The 17,282-nt window shown below is 51.3% G+C and carries 15 protein-coding genes and 1 tRNA gene; 6 read left to right on the top strand and 10 right to left on the bottom strand.

Annotation, left to right across the window (positions count from 1 at the left end; translation table 11 throughout):
• The 4 genes from BZG80_RS10920 to BZG80_RS10905 form a co-directional block, all read right to left on the bottom strand.
• On the bottom strand, nucleotides 1–796 hold a 796-nt coding region (locus BZG80_RS10920), incomplete at its 3' end, for a hypothetical protein (RefSeq protein ID WP_077679343.1).
• Nucleotides 797–894: 98 nt separating this feature from the next.
• The gene (locus BZG80_RS10915) at nucleotides 895–1,368 is read right to left on the bottom strand and encodes a hypothetical protein (RefSeq protein ID WP_077679342.1); all 474 of its coding nucleotides are present in this window, start codon (nucleotides 1,366–1,368) and stop codon (nucleotides 895–897) included.
• A gap of 445 nt (nucleotides 1,369–1,813) precedes the next feature.
• Nucleotides 1,814–1,904, bottom strand: a tRNA-Ser gene (locus BZG80_RS10910).
• A 180-nt stretch (nucleotides 1,905–2,084) separates the two neighbouring features.
• Nucleotides 2,085–3,293, bottom strand: coding sequence for a NupC/NupG family nucleoside CNT transporter (locus BZG80_RS10905; protein ID WP_077461092.1), 1,209 nt, complete (start codon nucleotides 3,291–3,293; stop codon nucleotides 2,085–2,087).
• 581 nt (nucleotides 3,294–3,874) lie between these two features.
• Between BZG80_RS10905 and BZG80_RS10900 the strand changes: the two genes are divergently transcribed.
• From BZG80_RS10900 to BZG80_RS10890, 3 genes are all read left to right on the top strand, one after another.
• Nucleotides 3,875–5,152 carry an NRAMP family divalent metal transporter gene (locus BZG80_RS10900; protein ID WP_077679341.1) on the top strand — a complete coding sequence of 426 codons (1,278 nt, stop codon included), beginning with the start codon at nucleotides 3,875–3,877 and terminating at the stop codon, nucleotides 5,150–5,152.
• A gap of 207 nt (nucleotides 5,153–5,359) precedes the next feature.
• Nucleotides 5,360–6,028: a Bax inhibitor-1/YccA family protein gene (locus BZG80_RS10895; RefSeq protein ID WP_046073363.1), complete on the top strand. Its 669-nt coding sequence runs from the start codon at nucleotides 5,360–5,362 to the stop codon at nucleotides 6,026–6,028.
• Between the two features lie 201 nt (nucleotides 6,029–6,229).
• Nucleotides 6,230–6,559: a TusE/DsrC/DsvC family sulfur relay protein gene (locus tag BZG80_RS10890; protein WP_025744655.1), complete on the top strand. Its 330-nt coding sequence runs from the start codon at nucleotides 6,230–6,232 to the stop codon at nucleotides 6,557–6,559.
• A 137-nt stretch (nucleotides 6,560–6,696) separates the two neighbouring features.
• Here BZG80_RS10890 and yccX read toward each other — a convergent pair whose 3' ends face one another.
• Nucleotides 6,697–6,969, bottom strand: a complete 273-nt coding sequence (yccX, locus tag BZG80_RS10885; RefSeq protein WP_077677338.1) for an acylphosphatase — start codon at nucleotides 6,967–6,969, stop codon at nucleotides 6,697–6,699.
• Nucleotides 6,970–7,050: 81 nt separating this feature from the next.
• Between yccX and BZG80_RS10880 the strand changes: the two genes are divergently transcribed.
• Both BZG80_RS10880 and BZG80_RS10875 read left to right on the top strand, forming a co-directional pair.
• Complete coding sequence (locus tag BZG80_RS10880; RefSeq protein WP_077677337.1) at nucleotides 7,051–8,424, top strand: methyl-accepting chemotaxis protein; 1,374 nt, start codon at nucleotides 7,051–7,053, stop codon at nucleotides 8,422–8,424.
• Between the two features lie 185 nt (nucleotides 8,425–8,609).
• Entirely contained in the window at nucleotides 8,610–9,797 is a 1,188-nt protein-coding gene (locus BZG80_RS10875; RefSeq protein ID WP_077677336.1) for a class I SAM-dependent methyltransferase, read from the top strand.
• A 185-nt stretch (nucleotides 9,798–9,982) separates the two neighbouring features.
• Here BZG80_RS10875 and BZG80_RS10870 read toward each other — a convergent pair whose 3' ends face one another.
• The 5 genes from BZG80_RS10870 to BZG80_RS10850 all read right to left on the bottom strand — a co-directional run bounded on the left by BZG80_RS10870 (nucleotide 9,983) and on the right by BZG80_RS10850 (nucleotide 16,366).
• Nucleotides 9,983–11,866 (bottom strand): propionyl-CoA synthetase, encoded by a 1,884-nt coding sequence (locus BZG80_RS10870; protein WP_077677335.1) that lies wholly within the window; start codon nucleotides 11,864–11,866, stop codon nucleotides 9,983–9,985.
• 65 nt (nucleotides 11,867–11,931) lie between these two features.
• A complete protein-coding gene (locus BZG80_RS10865) occupies nucleotides 11,932–13,383 on the bottom strand; it encodes a bifunctional 2-methylcitrate dehydratase/aconitate hydratase (RefSeq protein WP_077679340.1) in 1,452 nt (483 codons plus the stop codon).
• A gap of 43 nt (nucleotides 13,384–13,426) precedes the next feature.
• The gene (gene prpC, locus BZG80_RS10860; RefSeq protein WP_077679339.1) at nucleotides 13,427–14,578 is read right to left on the bottom strand and encodes a bifunctional 2-methylcitrate synthase/citrate synthase; all 1,152 of its coding nucleotides are present in this window, start codon (nucleotides 14,576–14,578) and stop codon (nucleotides 13,427–13,429) included.
• Nucleotides 14,579–14,692: 114 nt separating this feature from the next.
• On the bottom strand, nucleotides 14,693–15,562 hold the full coding sequence (prpB, locus tag BZG80_RS10855; RefSeq protein ID WP_077661232.1) for a methylisocitrate lyase: 870 nt from the start codon (nucleotides 15,560–15,562) through the stop codon (nucleotides 14,693–14,695).
• Nucleotides 15,563–15,652: 90 nt separating this feature from the next.
• Nucleotides 15,653–16,366, bottom strand: coding sequence for a GntR family transcriptional regulator (locus BZG80_RS10850; RefSeq protein ID WP_077461084.1), 714 nt, complete (start codon nucleotides 16,364–16,366; stop codon nucleotides 15,653–15,655).
• A 229-nt stretch (nucleotides 16,367–16,595) separates the two neighbouring features.
• Between BZG80_RS10850 and BZG80_RS10845 the strand changes: the two genes are divergently transcribed.
• Nucleotides 16,596–17,198, top strand: a complete 603-nt coding sequence (locus BZG80_RS10845; protein ID WP_077461083.1) for a YitT family protein — start codon at nucleotides 16,596–16,598, stop codon at nucleotides 17,196–17,198.
• Nucleotides 17,199–17,282: the final 84 nt, after the last annotated feature.

Raw genomic sequence — 17,282 nt, 5'->3', positions numbered from 1 at the left:
GCACTACCAAGGATAGTCGGGGAATGAAGTAGGCAATAAATGCAACCTTGTCTTCTGGGACAGTGTCTATTTCAATAACGAAATAACCAAGAATTGCGAGACCTACAATTGTGGTTAAAATTCCAAGACTAAGATTCAAATTCCCTCTTCTTCCAAGAGCGCTCGTTTCAGTATACAAGCGCTCCAGGGTTCTGGAGAAAACCTTCTCTATCTCTTTTGTTTGATCAGATGTTGCTGCTTCTTTCTTTACCTTATCTAAAAATTCTTGAGACGCCAGACTTGTTGACTCCTCTTGAATCTCTCTCTTGAGCAATGAAACTAATTCATTCTTATTTTCAGCACCAATTGCAGCGGTAATTGAGCTATTACTATCTAGCTCTGATTTAAGCCTTGAAACTTCCTTTTTCAGCAATTCAAGTTCTTTATTGCTGGCGCTGTCGCCATGCTCAATTCGATTTCTTAGCCTTCTGAGTTCGTCCTCATAGCGCAGATACTCACTAGTTGCATCGGCCTTCTTGGAAAATCCGGTTTGCAAATAGATCATTAGCACACCGAGGCCAGAAACAAGAAACATAAACGGCGTGATCAAGCCAAATATATCTCTATCTAACCCAGGTAATATCATGAGCTGATCATAGTTAGGCAAAAATACCGCGAGAAGCCCGAAAGTTACCCCAAGCATTGCTGGTACTGCCGCCAAAACAACCCTGAATCGTCTCTGACGTTCCGCCCGCCACTTTAAATACTCTTCTGACGGCTTTTCCATAAAATCATCTTTGCTTGAGTGTTCATTCATCTAACTCTTCCCTTATGGGTAACTCGGCCACCTAACGCTGGCGTAACGGGCCGATTTGTGGAGCGCAGCGGAACAAAGCGGTCCCGTTGACGCACTGGTTAAACACCGCGACCCTCAAAGATAGGTTTAAGGTGATATTGAACAAGGGCCTCTAGCAAGTTCAGCGCAAAACCGTCGCCCTGATCCTCTATCAGAAATTCCATTCTGGACATATTGTCCTTTATCCAACGCTGAAAATTCTCTTTGTTTAGTTCATCTATCTCGCGGTGCTTCTCCTCAGCGAAGCACCTCTTAAAACGTGCTTTATTCTTTATAATCGATTTTGGCATTGTGCTTGGGGTGGTCTCATCCAAGTTGTAGTGGTGTGAATTCCAGCGCGCTTTGCTCTTCGGACCTGCTTTTCCCACCTTGAAACAATGCTCTCCAGCCATGAACGCATAGACACCGCACATACCATGCTGTAAAGAGGTTGGGCTATGTGCCGGACCGTTGCCCATGAAACTTTGGGAAACTTCGATGCCCGTAATGCGTTTGAATTCCTCGGCTATTTGATCTGCAACTTCCTGGTTCATTGGTAAGACTTCTTACTGTTTAACATTGTATTAATGCGCGCGCTCGATTTGCCAAAACCGTTACACGCGTCTTTTTTCATCTAACTACTTATTATTAAACACATTTACAGCAATTAAAGCAATCATCTCGCCTGCAAAGTGTGCATGCCGCCTATCTCGGCTCAGGCGTTCACATTATCCCGAAACAGTACCACCTAACCCACAATGCGTTACCACGCAGGAGCGTGGGAACGAGATGATAGGCTCAGCAGCGCTCACGCTACCGCCCTTTGGTTAGCGGCGTCCAAAAGGCCTTATAGGGCGATTTTTTGCGGGCTAGGTTATCAGATGCTGGGCAGTGTGTTTAGGCAAAGGGGTCTAAAATGTTGGCGCGGTCAGGGTTTGGGAGTTTGTGGGGGGCATAAATGCAAAAAAGCCGCTGAATAATCAGCGGATTTTCGGTATATGGCGGAGAGATAGGGATTTGAACCCTAGAAGGGCTATTAACCCTTGCCGGTTTTCAAGACCGGTGCTTTCAACCACTCAGCCATCTCTCCGGAACGCGGCGTATATTATTGGGTTCGCTGTGGGTTGTAAACCCTTTATTTACCGCTTCTTGTCTGTTCGCTCAAGCTGTGATCAGCTTGGCGAATATGTTAGCAAAAGGCGATTAGCTTGCCGCCAATCGCCCTGCTTTTACTGAGATACTTTAACCGAGTCTCGTTACCGCGCAATGTTTATAGCGCGATAAAAATACCCGCCAATGCCGCACTCATTAGGTTGGCAAAGGTGGCAGCAATCACTGCGCGCACGCCTAAGCTTGCCACATCTTTGCGGCGCTCTGGCACCATGGCACCAATCGAGCCAAGTTGAATGGCAATCGAGCCGATATTGGCAAAGCCACACAAGGCAAAAGTCACAATCACCTGGCTTTGCACCGACAGGTTGGCTTTAATATCGGCAAAGGATAAAAAGGCGACAAACTCATTAAGCGCAATCTTCTGTCCCAAGAGGTTGCCGACATCAAACACTTCATGCACGGGTACACCGGTAAGCAGCGCCAGGGGTGAGAACAGGTAACCAAACAACATTTCTAGGCTTAAGCCGTCAATGTCGACCAACTCCCCTAAACTACTCAGCCCAGCATTTAGCATCGCAATCACACTGATAAAGGCCACCAGCATGGTGCCGACCGCAACCGCGACTTTCATGCCGTTCATCGCACCGCTAGCCAATGCATCAATCGCGTTTGCTTGGTCGCTATCGCTGATCTCAACCTGGCTTTGCTCGGCCGGTGTTTCGGTCTCTGGGACGATGATTTTGGCCATCAATAGCCCACCCGGTGCCGCCATAAAGCTCGCCGCAATCAGGTATTTTAAATCTACACCCATCGCGGCATAACCGCCAAGCACACTACCGGCCACCGAGGCCATACCGCCGACCATCACCGCAAATAGCTCTGAGCGAGTCATTTTGCTAAGAAAAGGGCGAACCACCAAAGGAGATTCGCCCTGAGAAAGAAAGATGTTACTGGTGGCTACCAGCGATTCAGCTCGACTGGTGCCGAGTAATCGCTGTATGCCCCCGCCGAGCAATTTAATAACCCACTGCATAATGCCGAGATGATAAAGGAGAGAAATCAGCGCACTGATAAAAATGATTAACGGCAGAACTTTAACAGCGAAGATAAATCCATCATTGGCCAGCGGACCAAATACAAATTCGATGCCTTCGTTGGCGAACGATAACAACTTAGCCGCGCCATTGCTCATTGAGCCCAGCATGGCTTGCCCAAAGGGGATATAGAGCACTAACGCCGCGAAACCAGCTTGCAAACCAAACGCGCCGAGCACGGTACGCCAATTGATGGCTTTACGGTTAGTGGAAAATGCGCACGCGCACAGAACCAGAGCGACGAGACCTGCCGCACTATAGAGGAGTTGCATAAATAGATTACCTTGCCGTGTTGTATTGCACTTGCGGTACGGATGAGTACGACACGCTGCCGGGGAGGCAAGAGGTTCCATCATGCGTTACATCGTACCGCGGGTTCGGTGAAGGTGGGCCCTACCTTGGACGCTTTTTCTTCAGCCGCGAATCGCGACACAGCCACTCTTTGCCTATCACTGAGCAAAGAGCGCATGTTGGGCGAGCATTCTATTGTGATTGGAGTCTCATTTCCAGCAGAATTTGATCTTAGATCACAGTTATTCAGCCCTGATTGCACCCTGCTAAGATCTTTTCCGGCGCTGTCTGCTCTCTCAGACAATGGTCGGATGTTTTTCGCTTTATATTTATGTCAGGTTAGCGGTGTTGGTCATTCGCACCCAGCGTGACGCCTATGCTGAATAAATATGGCAAGACTGGTTGACACGTTTAACTCATATGCTATTCATGGGTAGCTATTGACAAAAACACTGAAGGCAAAACGATAAAAATCGGCCTTACGCGTAAAATATAAAAGCAATAGCGTTAAATCATAAAATTAAGCAAACACAACAACGCAATTATTATAAAGGAAACAACCATGCAAACCGTCTCTTCGCACCAGACAGCGCCCAGCTTGTCGGTGATGCAACGCCTACGCGCTTTAGGGCCAGGGATAATGATGGCCGCGGCGGCAGTAGGCGGATCTCACCTTGTTGCATCTACCAAAGCCGGTGCTATTTATGGCTGGCAGCTCGCAGCATTGATCCTGCTCGTTAACTTATTTAAATACCCCTTTTTTCGAGCAGGCGTACAATATACCGCAGGCACTGGCGAAACGCTGGTAGAAGGCTATGCGCGCTTAGGCCGCCCTTACTTGTGGCTGTTTGTTGCACTGAGTGCCGTGTCTGGTGTTATTAACACCGCTGCCTTGACCTTATTTAGCGCCAGCTTATTAAGCTATTTTGTGCCGTTTGATCTGTCACTAACGGTGTTGTCGACCATTATTGTGATCACTTGCCTGGTGATATTAATTGCTGGCCACTACAAGGCATTGGATCTGCTTGCTAAAGTAATCATGGCAACGCTAACTTGCGCCACTTTGGTCGCGGTTACAGTTGCGGTCGGTAACCCAGTCGCGGTCGAGCCTAGTTTTAATGCGCCGTCGATTTGGTCGGTAGCAGCGATTGGCTTTATCGTGGTCACCATGGGTTGGATGCCCGCCCCGATTGAAATTTCTAGTATTACGTCGGTGTGGCTCAAGCGCAAAGCGCAATCTGAGCCAATCAATGCCCAAGCGGCGCTGTTTGATTTTAACGTCGGCTACATTGGCACCGCGCTATTGGCGATTGTGTTCTTATCACTGGGGGCCCTGCTTCTGCACGGCAGCGGGGTTGAACTGAAACAATCCGGTATTGGCTTTTCTCATCAATTGGTGAGTTTGTATGCCGCCACCATTGGCGAGTGGTCACGTTATTTGATTGCGGTGGTCGCCTTTTTCTGTATCTTCGGCAGCACCATCACGGTAATCGATGGCTATGCGCGGGTGGTGTCCGAATCGCAACGGTTATTACGCGAGCAAACAGAAACAGAAGCAAAACCCGCAGTTACACAAGGCTGGATGGTACTGATCGCTGTGTTGGCACTGGCTATCGTAGCATTTTGGACTGGGGCGCTGCTGACCATGCTTGATTTTGCCATGGTCGCGGCATTTGTCACCACGCCCTTTTTCGCGCTATTGAACTATATTTTGGTGACCAAGCACCGTTTACCACCCGAAGTGACCATGAGCAAGGCGATGCGCGCATTGGCAATCACCGGGCTGGTCTATTTATTTGGTTTCTTGGCCGTGTTCGTCTGGTGGAAGTGGTTGATGTAACAAACTTTACCTTGTTCGCGCTTTAAGGGCTGGGTTAACATCCCTTTACAACTTCACCATCGGTGTTAGGCGCGGATAAGGTATTATTAACCCTATAAAAGCCAGTCGTGGTTTAGGTTAAGGACGTGGGCAGCTTGAAAAAGTGAACGACTGCCCGCATAACTGTCGTATATTAAAATGGATTGTTAACCCAACCGGGAGAACGTTATGAACGATCGTATCGTTTCGCACAGCCAGTCACAGCAGAGTGCGTTATCTACAAACAAGGTGCTACGTAACACGTATGCACTGCTATCGATGACACTGATCACCAGTGCTATCGCGGCCTTTATCGCTATCGCTGTCGGCATCGGCCCAATGATGTCGCTAGGTATGACCCTAGGTGCGTTGGCGATCGTGTTCTTTGTGCTACCACGCACCATGAACTCTTCTGCCGGTATTGTGTGGACATTCGTCTTCACCGGCTTGCTGGGTGCCTCACTCGGCCCAACCCTGACTTACTACCTGAGCCTTTCTAGCGGCCCAGGCATTGTGATGCAGGCGCTTGCCACCACTGGGATGGTGTTCCTAGGCCTATCGGCGTATGCCATTACCTCTAAGAAAGACTTCTCTTTCATGGGTGGTTTCTTGGTTGCCGGTGTGATTGCCCTATTAGTGGCAATGGTCGCGAATATTTTCTTGCAGATCCCGGCGTTGAGCCTGGCAATTAGCACCATCGCGGTACTGATTTTCTCAGCCTTTATTCTGTATGACACCAGCAACATCATTAATGGCGGCGAGACCAACTACATCCGCGCCACAGTGTCGCTGTACTTGAACATCTTCAACATCTTCGTTCATATGCTGAGCATTCTTGGCTTTATGAACGACGACTAAACCCTAGGGACTCATCAGTAACAAACACAAAGAGCCGGCACGCGCCGGCTTTTTTGTCGTTAAATGGCGCACCCACTCAGTGCGGCGCGCAGCACGGAGTCGCGGTTGAACGCCAGTTGCACTCGCCCTCCCTGCTCGCTATGCTTTGCAGCTTTAATAACAGCGATAACGTCCGATCAGATGACGAACAAAGGTAAGACTATGCTGGTGTATGAAGGTGAAACCATTGCGACGGATGCGCAGGGGTATTTAAAAAATGTGGACGACTGGCACGAAGCATTAGTTCCCATGCTTGCAGAGCAAGAAGGCATTGCCCTTACCGAGGCCCATTGGGAAGTGATTCACTTTGTCCGCCACTTTTACCAAGAATACAACACCTCACCGGCGGTGCGTTTGTTGGTTAAATCGATGGAAAAAGAATACGGCCCAGAAAAAGGCAACAGCAAGTATTTGTTCAAGCTGTTCCCGAAAGGTCCCGCTAAACAGGCAACAAAACTGGCAGGTTTACCTAAGCCGGCTAAATGTCTTTAGTACCGATGGCCAGCCTATAAGCGCCGCACTGCCCACCGCGGCGCTTACATGTTTTAGCTAATTGCTATTTGTTACCTAGGCGCTGTTTTTTAGCTAAACACGACTTGTTACCTAGGCGACATGGTCCTATCGAGTCGCTATAGTATTGCGAAGCCATCTACGGCGCGCCACTCCACGTCTTCTTTATCGACCTGATCAACACCCGCGGTAGGCGGCCCTTTATCTAACCACGCCATGAGGGCATCCACCGATTCATTGCGGCCACATGCCAGTACCTCAACACGCCCATCCGGTAAGTTCTTCGCATACCCGGTCAATGAGAGCGTTATCGCTTCATGGGCGGTCTGATAACGAAAGCCAACCCCCTGAACGTGACCTGTGACATAGGCCCTAATACATTTTTGAGACATCGGTCACCTCTACTGTATTCCCATTGCAAAACGACACCTGTATAACGCTACATGAGACAAGTCGTTTGACAGGATTACGTCATGAAAGAAGTTGCGTTTCGATGGATTGATAAATATCTCATCCACCTTCGGCTCCAAGAGAAATTTTACCTTATTTTTTTCCTCCCCTTACTCGCAATGGTTGTGATTGCGCTTACCTTAGATGCAGCCTCGGATACCCGTGTGGCACACAAAATGGAGGCGGAAGGTCAAGCCATTCAAGCCATCGTTGAAAAATACGACCTCCCGAAAGGCGAGGTGCAAACCCTGCTCAATAGCCAGCAAACCGGTTTTACGTTCAATGGCAATGAGCTTATCTATCAGCTCGACGGCTCGCTATTTAGCCATATGAGCGCCACCGATTGGAGCCTGCTGCTTGGCATGGTCTTAGTCATTGCGGTGCTGATTTACTACATCATGACCTTTATCGGCGGCGCCATGTACACCATGAACCAAGCTCTATTAAAGCTAGCAGATGGTGAGCTAAGTTACCGGATGAACTTTATTCCGGTCCGTGATGAGTTTAGCCAGATCGCAGTCACCATCGATCAAGTGCTCGAGCGTGAACAGAGTTTGGTAAAAGCAATCCAGGAAAGCGCAGAGATGATGGACGGCCTGTCCGCAAGTTTGCAGCAGCGCAGCAATGAAAGCGAAGCTGTGGGCGAGAGCCAGCGTCAGTACCTTGATTCGCTGGCCAGCGCGACCGAAGAAATGGCGAGCTCAATTCGCGAGGTCGCAACGCATGCCACCGAGACATCAACCCAAACACAAGAAGCCACAGAAGCTGCAAATCTGGGGCGTCAGCAAGTTCAGCAAACCATGACCGCGATTAATGGTCTTGCCAGCGAGATAGCTCAAGCGGCAGATAAAGTCAGCGAGCTGAGCAAAAACGCCGAGCAAATCGGTACCGTGGTAACCACCATTAACGGTATTAGTGAACAAACTAACCTACTGGCGCTCAACGCCGCGATTGAAGCCGCGCGTGCCGGCGAACAAGGTCGTGGCTTTGCCGTGGTCGCAGACGAAGTGCGCACACTGGCTAGCCGCACCCAGGAATCGACGGTTGATATTCAATCTATGATTGAGTCACTGCAAACGCACACCGCCGAGCTACGCCGGGTGATGGAAGGCACGGTTGAAAATGCGTCAGCCAGTGAGGCGGCGGTGCAAGAGATTGATACGGAGATCAGCCAAATCGCTGAGCGCAGTGGCACCATTGCCGATCGCAGCACCGAAATTGCCGCCGCTGCTGAGCAGCAAGGTAATGTTGCGGGTACGATTTCGCAAGATGTGGAGCAAGTACGCAGCCAGTCTACCCAGGTTGCCCAAATGCTGCGTGATTCCGCTACCGAAGTGAGCGAACTTGGCGCACAAGCCCACCAGCTTAAAACCTTAGTGGCAGGGCTTCGCACCTAACGCCATAGCTTGATTCCATTATTCCCCTTATCGCGCGCCCTACTCTGGGCGCGTTTTTATTGCAATGCCGTCAGCCTTGCTCGACAATACCCGCCCTTTTTGCTTTATCCGCAAGTCACGTCATGATGCAGGTGCCTCACTCAGCATTTTGACGTGTTTTGCACCACCCATTGTTAGGAACCATCATGACTGCCACTGTGTATCTCGCCAAAGGCCGCGATAAATCAATCAAACGCCGCCATCCTTGGATTTTCTCGCGAGGAATCACCCGCGTTGAAGGCAAGCCCGGATTAGGTGACACTGTCACTGTTTGTGATCATCAAGGCGAATTTTTAGGCCTAGGGGCATTCTCGCCGCAATCACAAATTCGGGTACGCATGTGGTGCTTTGAGAAAACCATCATCGACAGTGACTTTTTCCTCGCCCGTATTCGTGCGGCAAAATCGCTACGTACCATGCTCGCCGAGCGTGATGGCTTAACCGGTTACCGTCTATTGGCCGCCGAGTCAGACGGTGTGCCCGGCATTACCGTGGATAAATACGATAACTACCTAGTGTGCCAATTGCTGAGCGCCGGCGCGGATGCCCAACGCGATAACCTGGTCACCGCACTGCGTAGCGAATTTCCTGACTGCCATATTTACGAACGCTCGGATGTTGCGATTCGCAAAAAGGAGGGTTTGAAACCACGTATCGGCGTATTACACGGTGACGAGCCACCGGCCACTGTCATCATCGAAGAAAATGGGGTTGCGATTGAGGTCGACATTACCAAGGGCCATAAAACCGGTTTTTATCTCGACCAGCGTGATAGCCGCGAGCAAGCGGTTAAGTATATGGATGGCAAACGCGTCTTAAACTGCTTTTGTTACACTGGCGGCTTTGGCTTGTATGCGCAAAAAGGCAATGCCAAACAGGTCATCAATGTGGATGTGTCACAGCCGGCGCTCGATAGAGCCAAGGCCAATGCCGAACGTAACGGCTTTGATCTCACCCGTGCTGAGTTTGTGAATGCCGATGTGTTCAAGCTGCTGCGCACTTATCGCGAACAAGGCGAACGGTTTGACGTCATTGTGATGGACCCGCCCAAGTTTGCCGAATCGAAATCACAACTGAACGGCGCATGCCGCGGTTATAAAGATATCAATATGCTCGCCATGCAGCTGTTAAACCCAGGCGGTGTGCTGCTCAGTTATTCATGTTCAGGGCTGATGGACTCAGGGTTATTCCAAAAGATCTTGGCGGACGCGGCATTAGATGCGGGTAAAAACGTGCAGTTTATCGAACGCTTTGCACAAGCCGCGGATCACCCCACTCACAGTGCTTATCCAGAAGGTTTCTACCTCAAAGGGTTTGCGTGTTTGATTCAATAAGCCCGCGCATCACTCAATAAGCGCGCTCTTATCTTAACGCGTGGTATTGCTGTGATACCACGCGTTGTCGCACCTATTGTCACGCTCAGAATGACAAGCTCCAAAATGACAAGCTCTAAATAGCAAGCCCTGAATAACAAGGCCTAAATAATAAAGCTTGAATAACAAAGCTTGAATAACAAAGCTTACGATGACAACGCCGAGGCAATCGCCTCCAAACTGCTAGGGTCATCAATGGTCGAGGGGACTTGATACGACTCGCCATCCGCCATTTGGCGAATAATACGGCGCAAGATTTTACCTGAGCGTGTTTTGGGTAATTTATCGACGATAACTGCTTGTTTAAAGCAAGCAATTGCGCCAATTCTGTCACGCACACGCTGCACCAATTCCCGTTCTATCTCGCCACTCACTGAGACAAAGCCGTCTTTCAGCACCACTAAGCCGAGCGGCAATTGGCCTTTAAGCTCATCGTGCATGCCCACCACCGCACATTCGGCGACCGCTTCATGGCTGCCTAACACCTCTTCCATTTCGCCGGTCGATAAACGGTGACCTGCGACGTTAATCACATCATCAATCCGTCCCATCACAAACACGTAGCCATCTTCATCCATGTAACCCCCATCACCAGACACATAATAGCCGGGGAACTGGCTGAGATAGCCGGCTTCAAAGCGATCGTGGTTACGCCACACCGTGGGCAGGCAGCTAGGCGGCAGGGGCCGTTTTATCGCAATATATCCTTGTTGGTTTGGCGCCGCCAGTTCGCCCATTTCATCAAGGATCTGCACTTGATAGCCAGGGCTTGGCATGGTTGCCGAGCCGGGCTTGGTCGCAAAGCAAGTTAACCCTAATGGATTACCCGCAATCGCCCAGCCAGTTTCGGTTTGCCACCAGTGATCAACCACGGGTCGCTGGGTCTTTTCTTCCACCCATTCCAATGTCGGTGGATCAAGCCGTTCGCCCGCCATAAACACGGTGCGTAAGGATGTCATTGGATAGCGCGCAAGGTGATCACCGTTTGGATCTTGTTTTTTAATCGCCCGAAAGGCGGTAGGCGCCGAGAACAAGATGCTGACGTTATATGTATCAACCACGCGCCAAAAGGCACCCGCATCCGGTGTACCGACTGGCTTGCCTTCAAACATCACCGTGGTGCAGCCGTGTAGCAAAGGGGCATACACAATATACGAGTGCCCCACCACCCAACCGACATCCGACGCGGCCCAAAACACCTCGCCGGGTTTGACGTTGTAAATCGCGCTCATGCTGTACTTCATCGCCACGGCATGACCGCCATTGTCACGCACTACGCCTTTGGGTTTGCCGGTGGTGCCAGAGGTGTAGAGGATATACAAAGGATCGGTGGCTTTGACTGGCACCGGTGCTGCAGGCTTTGCTTCAGCCAATAATGCTGCCCAGTCGGCATCACGCGGGTTGTCTAAATTGGCACGACACATTGCACGTTGATAGACCACCACATGGTCGGGTTTGTAGCGGCTGTCCATGATGGCTTGATCAACCATCGGCTTATAGGCCAAGGTTTTCTCGCCTTCAATCCCGCATGAGGCGGTGAGCACCGCTTTGGGCTCCGCATCTTCAATCCGTACCGCCAGCTCGTTCGGGGCAAAGCCACCAAACACCACCGAATGAATAGCACCAAGCCGTGCGCAAGCGAGCATCGCTACGGTTGCTTCTGGGATCATGGGCATATAAATCACCACGCGATCCCCTTTTTCAACCCCTAGTCCTGCCAACATGCCCGCCACTTTCGCCACATAGTCACGCAGCGCCGCATAAGTGTAGGTGGTTTTTTTATCGGTAACCGGTGAGTCGTAAATCAGCGCGGTTTGCTCGCCCCGGCCTTGTTCGACATGGGCATCGAGTGCCATATACGCGGTGTTCATAGTGCCATCGGCAAACCAGCGCTCAATGCCATTGTCGTCTTTGCTAAGCATGGTTTGAGGAAAGGTAAACCAATCGAGCTGTTTGGCCTGTGCCTGCCAAAATCCCTCGGGATCACGGCTAGCCCAATCCGCGTGGTGTTGATAACTGGCTTCTTGCATAAGCGGCTCCTTATCGCCCGCGATCAGCGAGCGATGAGTTAGCAAGCAACGTGTTGAGAACGTGCTTAGTTAATCACAAACAGCGACATAAATTCGTGCACCGGGGTTTTCTCCAGCGCGGCCTGGTCGTTACATAAGGCGGCAATTTTATCGCTCTGTGCTTGCGGGAACCGAGTTACCAAGTTGGAGCGGAATTTTTGCTCCAGCACAGGGATCCCTTCCTCGCGGCGACGGCGATGACCAATCGGGTATTCCACCGCCACTTGTTCAGTGTGGCTGCCATCGGTAAAGAAGATTTGGATCGCATTGGCAATCGAGCGCTTGTCGGCTTCTAGGTATTCCGCGCTATAGCGTGGGTCTTCTTTGATCACCATTTTTTGCCGTAGCGCGTCAATACGCGGGTCGGCGTGATGGAAGGCATCTTCATAGTGCTCGGCCACCAGATTGCCGTATAACAGCGGCACCGCCACCATATATTGCAGGCAGTGGTCACGGTCGGCCGGGTTGGCCAACTCCCCTTCTTTAGAAATGATGCGAATGGCCGATTCATGGGTGGTGATTTCAATACGTTCAATCTCGTCAGCCCGGTCTTTAACCTGTGCATGCAAGGTAACGGCCGCTTCCACCGCGGTTTGAGCATGAAACTCAGCAGGGAAGGAAATCTTAAACAGCACGTTTTCCATCACGTAGCTGGCAAAGTCTTGTTTGATACTAAAGGGATTGCCGTTAAACAGCACATCGTAATAGCCCCATTTGGGCGCGCTGAGTACCGACGGCATTCCCATTTCGCCTTTCATGGTGATCATCGCCAAACGCACCGCGCGAGAAGTGGCATCGCCCGCCGCCCACGATTTGCGTGAACCGGCGTTCGGCGCATGGCGGTAGGTGCGCAGCGCGCAGCCATCCACCCAAGCTTGTGAGACGGCATCAATGATCTGGTCCCGATTACCGCCCAGCATTTTGGTGACCACCGCCGTCGACGCCACACGTACCAATAAAACGTGATCGAGCCCGACGCGGTTAAAGCTATTTTCAAGAGCAAGCACGCCTTGGATCTCATGCGCTTTGATCATCGCGGTCAGCACATCGCGCATAGTGAGCGGCGGTTTGCCTTCGGCCACGGCCACACGGCTTAAGTAATCGGCGGTGGCCAAAATTCCACCTAGGTTATCGGACGGATGGCCCCACTCGGCGGCGAGCCAAGTATCGTTAAAATCGAGCCAGCGAATAATACAACCGATGTTAAACGCGGCAGTGACCGGATCAAGCTCATGAGAGGTGCCCGGCACACGCGCACCATGTTGCACTGTAGTACCCGGCACCAGTGGACCCAGGTGTTTGGTGCATTCAGGGAAACGTAGCGCCAGCAAGCCACAGCCAAGGGTATCCATCAAACAGTTACGGGCAGTGTTATAGGCTTCTGCCGAAGCAATCGGCGTGCTATCGACATAGTCAGCAATTTGCACCAATAACGCATCGGGATCCGGGCGCTGGTTCAGTTCTACGTTGTTGCTCATGGTCAATTCCTTCTGTAATTTCAATCGGGTGAATGCGCGCCGATTAGGGGCGCAGCTCGATGGGTAGCCAATCTTGGTGTTCAGGGCCGTCGTAATCGGCACTTGGACGAATAATGCGGTTATTGGCGCGCTGCTCAAACACATGCGCCGCCCAGCCCGTTACTCGGCTCATCACAAAAATCGGGGTAAACAATTTGGTTGGGATTCCCATAAAGTGATAGGCCGATGCGTGATAAAAATCGGCATTGGGGAACAAGCCTTTTTCGCGTTTCATCACTTGCTCAACCCGCTCAGACACGTCATAAAGCCAAGCGTCTGGTGCGTTTTCCGCCAGCTGTTTCGACCAATGCTTAATAAGGGTATTGCGGGGATCTGACTCACGGTAAATTGCATGGCCAAAGCCCATCACCTTGTCTTTATTGGCGAGCATTTGCATTAATCCGGCTTCGGCTTCGTCAGGTGTGCGCCACTGTTCCAGCATCGCCATTGCCGCTTCGTTGGCACCGCCATGTAATGGGCCGCGCAAACTGCCGATGGCCGCAGTAATGCAAGAGTGCAAATCGGACAAGGTGGACGCGCACACTCGGGCGGTAAAGGTCGAAGCATTAAACTCATGCTCGGCATACAGCACCAGCGAGCAATGCATCACAGATTCATGCAGTGGCGACGGGGTTTCATCAGTGAGCATTTTGAGGAAGTAACCACCAATGCTTTTCACCTCTGGCTGATAGGTATCGACTCGCACGCCATCATGCGAATAGCGATACCAATAGCAGATAATGGCCGGTAACATCGCCAACAGCGTATCGGTTTTATCCGCTTGCTCACTAAAGTCGGTTTCTTGATCCAAATTACCCAGCATCGAGCAGCCAGTACGCATCACATCCATGGGGTGCGCATTGGCCGGGATCCGTTCCAACACCGCTTTTAAGGCGTCAGGTAATCCCCGCTTGCCAACCAAGGTTTCTGTGTAGTCAGCCAGTGCTTGGCGATTGGGAAGTTGACCTTTGAGTAGCAGGTACGCCACTTCCTCAAATTGGGCGTAATTGGCTAAATCGGTAATGTCATAACCCCGGTAGGTTAATCCAGTGCCGGTTTGCCCGACCGTACACAAGGCGGTGGTGCCGGCACTTTGGCCACGCAGGCCTGCGCCAGAGGTTGGTTTCTCGTTAGGTGCGACGGCGACATTTGTCATGATTGGCTCCTTTCCTTTGATGCCATCAGATTCAACCGCTGCATGAATCCGTGAACGTGATGATAATTCCAGTGGTGTAACCGACGTTTTCACACCGTGGGTGTGCGTCTGTGATCACTCTTTGCCAAATAGGCGATCCAATTGCTGTTCGTAGGCGTGATACCCCAAGAAGTCATAGAGCGCATCACGGGTTTGCATGGCGTCGACCACGTTTTTCTGGTGGCCATCCTCCAGCAGGTGTTGATACACATTGAGGGCGGCTTGGTTCATAGCACGAAATGCAGAGAGCGGATACAACACCATGCTGACCCCCACGCTCGCTAGTTCTTGACTGGTAAACAGTGGGGTTTGACCAAACTCGGTGATATTGGCCAGCACCGGCACCTTTACTTGCTCGACAAAGGCTTGGTACTGCTCGAGCGTTTGCATGGCTTCGGGGAAAATCATGTCCGCACCCGCTTCTACGTACGCTCTGGCGCGGGCGACGGCACTGTCCATGCCTTCCACCGCCAACGCATCGGTGCGCGCCATGATCACAAACTCAGGATCGGTGCGCGCGTCCACCGCCGCTTTAATGCGATCGACCATTTCAGCTTGGCTGACAATTTCTTTGTTGGGACGATGACCGCAGCGCTTTTGCGCCACTTGATCTTCCATATGCACCGCACCCGCGCCGGCGCGCTCCATTTCACGAATAGTGCGAGCAATATTGAGCGCGCCGCCAAAACCGGTATCAATATCCACCAGCAAGGGCACGTCGGTCGCTGCGGTGATCCGGCGAACATCTTCCAACACATCGTTGAGAGTCGTGATCCCCAAATCCGGTAAGCCGTAAGAGGCGTTAGCAATCCCGCCTCCGGATAGATAAATGGCTTGATGCCCCACCCGCTCTGCCATCATGGCGCAATAGGGGTTAATTGTGCCGACGACTTGCAGCGGAATATTGCTGCTCACCGCTTGGCGAAAACGCGCACCTGCACTCATAGCATTCTCCTTGTAAATTAGTAGCTTAGCGGGGATCGCCGCCGCACTATTTTTAATTCGTCAGTGACTATTCAATCTGCTATTTGCTATTCAATCTGCTATTCGCTGTTCAATCAGTTGGCGGCTGCGCTGAATGTGACGACGCATCAGCATTTCCGCCAGCTCAGCATCGCGCTCGCGAATTGCCGCCAAAATTTGCATGTGCTCTTGCAGCGCTTGCTGGGGGCGAGAATGCGCCCGGGGCGATTGAAAGCGGTACATACGCAGCAAGTGGTATAACTCACCACATAACAGGTTGATCAGTTTCTGGTTATGGCTGGCTTTGATGATGCAATAATGAAAATCAAAGTCGCCTTGTTGATGAAAGTAGGCCGCCCCCTCCACCCGCTCGATATAGGCATGGTGGGTGGCGAGCACCTCACTTAACTGATCGATCTCGGCATCGGTGATGTGCGCGCACGCCAGTCTTGCCGCCATGCCCTCTAAGGCTTCTCGCACTGCGTAGATCTCGGCTAATTGGCGATGTGTCAGCGTCACCACTCTCGCGCCCACATGAGGCACCCGCTCTACCAGTCCTAAGGCTTCGACCCGCATCATCGCCTCGCGCAGTGGGCCTCGGCTGACGCCAAACGCGGCGGCTAATCCCGCTTCCGATACCTTGGTGCCTGCTGGATAGGTGCCGGTGACAATCGCCTCGATAAGCTGCTCGGTCAGGCTGGCTGACTTGGTGGGCTCACGTGACTCAGCCGGAGTCGATTGCGTGTGTTGGTCGAGAGCCTGGTCATTTGTCGACAATAAAGACATAAATACCGCCTAAAAACTTTAATACAGCCAGAATAGAATAAGATTGTAGACAATGTAGATTAGACTTTGGTCTGTAGCGCCGTATTTTTGTCGTGATCTCGCCCACAACGTAAATGATAATGTACGCATTGATTTGTTATTCACTTGTTATCAAACGGATGTTTGACTCGACCTCATTGAAAAGCAGCGTATTGTGTAGCGGTCGTTTTTATAGGGATAGAACGCAAGTATGGATAGAAATCATTCCAAGCGTGAAAACGCATTGGCGCTACTCATTGGTAGTAGTCTGGTGTCACTTGGCATCTTCTTTTTCAACCAAGTAGGCCTACTCACCGGCGGTACCGCTGGGCTGGCACTCTTTTTACAACGTGTCACCGACTTTAGTTTTGGTGAGCTTTTCTTCGTGATCAACCTACCTTTCTATTGGCTCGCTTACACCCAAATGGGTAAACGCTTCACCTTAAGTACCTTGGTCGCCGTCAGCATTGTGTCTTTCTGTGCTGATCACTTACATCACGTGCTCACCATTCAAAGTATTCATCCCGTCTATGCCGCTTTGATTGGCGGTGGCCTCATTGGTATGGGCATGCTGGTGATGTTTCGGCATCAATGCAGTTTGGGCGGGTTTAACACCCTAGCGCTGTTCTTACAGCAACGATTCGGCATCCGCGCCGGGAAAGTGCAAATGGCGCTGGATTGCTCGATTGTGGTGTTGTCACTGATGGTCGTTGAACCATGGCTAATTGCCTTATCTGTCGCCGCGGCGATTACCACTAACCTCGTGCTGGCGATGAATCACAAGCCTGGGCGCTATCAGGTCCAGCCGGGATAGGCGCATACCCCTTATATCGGTGCAGTCGGATCCGCTGCACCGATCATCTTTTCTCGCCAGGCTACATTTTTTCTCGCCAAGCTA

The organism is Salinivibrio sp. MA440 (assembly GCF_001996265.1).
GTDB classification, from domain to species: Bacteria; Pseudomonadota; Gammaproteobacteria; order Enterobacterales; family Vibrionaceae; genus Salinivibrio; species Salinivibrio costicola.
The sequence above is the reverse complement of the archived record's forward strand: the minus strand, read 5'-3'. Positions and strand labels throughout refer to the sequence as shown.